Consider the following 2,500-nt stretch of genomic DNA (forward strand, 5'->3'; position numbering starts at 1 on the left):
GGGCGAGAGGGCGCCCGTCCGGGACGGCGCCCGTGTCCGGGAGGGGGCGCGGCGCGGGGGCGCGGCAAGGGCGCGCAGGGCCCGCAAAAAGGCCAACGCCCCCAGGCGAGTCCTCGGTGGGGAGGACGCCTGGGGGCGCGGGCACAGCAAAAAAGAATCCGGCAGCGACCTACTCTCCCACGCGGTTTCCCGCGGAGTACCATCGGCTCTGGAGGGCTTAACTTCCGTGTTCGGGATGGGAACGGGTGTGACCCCTCCGACATAGCCACCGGAAAATTGGCGGGCTGACATGAGACACGTCAGCCCTAAGGACTTAGTGCAATACGAAGGGTAGAAATGCGTTTCTGCTGAGAAACAGAAGTGCCGTGTATGAGGCAAGTGGTGCGTCGGGGGCCTCGCCCTTTTCAGGGGGGGCTTCGACCTTGGCCTCGAATCCCTTACTCCCCCGAGTGGTGACGGGGAGCAGGCAAGAGATTGGGATAAAGTAAGCCGCACGAGCAATTAGTACCGGTTAGCTCAACGTGTTACCACGCTTACACACCCGGCCTATCAACGTCGTAGTCTTCGACGGCTCTTCAGGGGCTTGCGCCCGGGATGCCCGGTCTTGAGGTCGGTTTCCCGCTTAGATGCTTTCAGCGGTTATCCAATCGGCACATGGCTACCCAGCGATGCCCCTGGCGGGACAACTGGTACACCAGAGGTGCCTCCAACCCGGTCCTCTCGTACTAAGGTCAGATCCTCTCAAGCATCCTACGCCCACAGCAGATAGGGACCAAACTGTCTCACGACGTTTTGAACCCAGCTCGCGTACCGCTTTAATTGGCGAACAGCCAAACCCTTGGGACCTGCTCCAGCCCCAGGATGCGATGAGCCGACATCGAGGTGCCAAACCTCCCCGTCGATGTGAACTCTTGGGGGAGATAAGCCTGTTATCCCCGGAGTACCTTTTATCCGTTGAGCGATGGCCCTTCCATTCAGGACCACCGGATCACTATGACCTGCTTTCGCACCTGCTCGAGATGTCTCTCTCGCAGTCAAGCTCCCTTATGCCATTGCACTCGCCGCCCGGTTTCCAATCGGGCTGAGGGAACCATCGCGCGCCTCCGTTACGTTTTGGGAGGCGACCGCCCCAGTCAAACTACCCACCAGACAGTGTCCCGGTCCCGGATGACGGGACGCGGTTAGACACCAGAAATCAACAGGGTGGTATTTCACCGTTGCCTCCACCGAACCTAGCGGCCCGGCTTCAAAGGCTCCCACCTATCCTACACAGTCAATCCCTAGTGTCACTGTCAAGTTGTAGTAAAGGTTCACGGGGTCTTTCCGTCTTGCTGCGGGTAAACTGCATCGGCACAGCTATTTCAATTTCGCTGAGTCCCTCTCCGAGACAGTGCGGAAGTCGTTACTCCATTCGTGCAGGTCGGAACTTACCCGACAAGGAATTTCGCTACCTTAGGACCGTTATAGTTACGGCCGCCGTTTACTGGGGCTTCGGATCATCGCTTCGCCTTGCGGCTGACGAATCCCCTTAACCTTCCAGCACCGGGCAGGAGTCAGACCCTATACGTCGGCTTGTCGCCTTCGCAGAGTCCTGTGTTTTTGGTAAACAGTCGCTACCGCCATTTCTCTGCAACCCTCATCGGCTTCGGTTGTACACCTACACCTAGCGAGGGCCCACCTTCTTCCGAAGTTACGGTGGAAATTTGCCTAGTTCCTTGGAGGAGAGTTCTCTCACGCGCCTTAGGATTTTCTCCTCACCCACCTGTGTCGGTTTGCGGTACGGACACCCGGTAGACTCCCTGCGGGACTTTTCTTGGAAGCGTGGCATCATCGACTAAGCCCTTGCGGGCCGCCATGGGGTCTCGGGGATAGCTGCCCTGCCTTTTCATCGTACAGGACACCCCTACACCTTTGGACCGGGACAACCACGACCCGTGCTCGACTAGCCTTCTCCGTCCTCCCTCAGTTCAACGTCTACAAGGTGGCGCAGGAATATTAACCTGCTTTCCATCACCTACGCCTTTCGGCCTCGGCTTAGGTTCCGGCTAACCCTGGGAAGATTAACTTGACCCAGGAAACCTTGGGTTTACGGCGAGGGGGTTTCTCACCCCCTTTATCGCTACTCATTTCGGCATCAGCACTCCCAGGCGCTCCAGCTGCCCTTTCGGTCAACCTTCGCTGCACCTGGGACGCTCCCCTACCGCCGCACCGGTCAGAACCGGTACGACCCAAAGCTTCGGTACTAGTCTTGAGCCCCGTTACATTTTCGGCGCGGCCTGTCTTGACCAGTGAGCTATTACGCTTTCTTTAAAGGATGGCTGCTTCTAAGCCAACCTCCTGGTTGTCAATGACCTGCCACATCCTTTCTAGTGTTCACTTAGACTAGATTTGGGGACCTTAGCTGTTGGTCTGGGTTATTCCCCTCTTGCCAATGGACGTTATCACCCACTGACTGCTTCCTGCGATAACAGTTACCGGCATTCGGAGTTTGATACGGTTT

At 57.7% G+C, this 2,500-nt stretch carries 2 rRNA genes (1 of these 2 cut by a window edge); both read right to left on the bottom strand.

The annotated features are described in order from the left end of the window. Window positions 1-156 precede the first annotated feature (156 nt). A 5S ribosomal RNA gene (gene rrf, locus FGE12_RS29865) occupies window positions 157-273 on the bottom strand. Window positions 274-480: 207 nt separating this feature from the next. Then, a 23S ribosomal RNA gene (locus tag FGE12_RS29870) occupies window positions 481-2,500 on the bottom strand (it continues 952 nt past the right edge of the window).

Origin of the sequence: Aggregicoccus sp. 17bor-14 (assembly GCF_009659535.1) — a bacterium.
In the GTDB taxonomy this organism is placed as follows: Bacteria; Myxococcota; Myxococcia; order Myxococcales; family Myxococcaceae; genus Aggregicoccus.